This window comes from Sphingomonas sp. CCH9-E2 (assembly GCF_001557215.1).
Classification (GTDB): domain Bacteria; phylum Pseudomonadota; class Alphaproteobacteria; order Sphingomonadales; family Sphingomonadaceae; genus Sphingomonas.
Genome location: NZ_LSJM01000364.1, coordinates 1 through 472, shown reverse-complemented (window position 1 = coordinate 472; position 472 = coordinate 1). Strand labels below are relative to the sequence as shown.

General features: G+C 70.3%; 1 pseudogene. It reads left to right on the top strand.

The features are described from left to right. Positions 1–306 (top strand): annotated as a pseudogene (locus tag AX681_RS16945) (phenylalanine--tRNA ligase subunit beta); the annotation flags it as partial. Positions 307–472: the final 166 nt, after the last annotated feature.

Sequence of the window (472 nt, the reverse complement as noted above, 5' to 3'; positions counted from 1 at the left end):
GCCCGCCCCGCCTACACGCCCCCCGCGCTGCAGGCGGTAACGCGCGACTTCGCGTTCATCGTGCCGCGCGCCTTGGCAGCGGGCGACCTCGTCCGCGCGGTCAAAGGTGCCGACAAGGCGGTGATCACCGACGCCCGGCTCTTCGACCTGTTCACCGGCGCGGGCGTCGAGGAGGGGAAGAAGAGCCTCGCGGTCGAAGTGACGCTGCAACCCGGCGAGAAGAGCTTCACCGACGCCGAGATCAAGGCGGTGGCGGACAAGGTCGTCACGGCAGCGGGGAAACTGGGCGCCGTGCTGCGGGGTTGAGCCTTACCCACTACCCGGCCAGCGGTCGGGTAGTGGTGGCTCGCCGCCGTCTGCGCCACGTCCACCCGGCCAAGAACAGGCCGCCCAGTATCCCGATCCCATAGCTGGCGCTATGCGCGAAGCCGACGGTTAGGAAGGCGACGTGGCGGTCGCCCGGAACACGGGC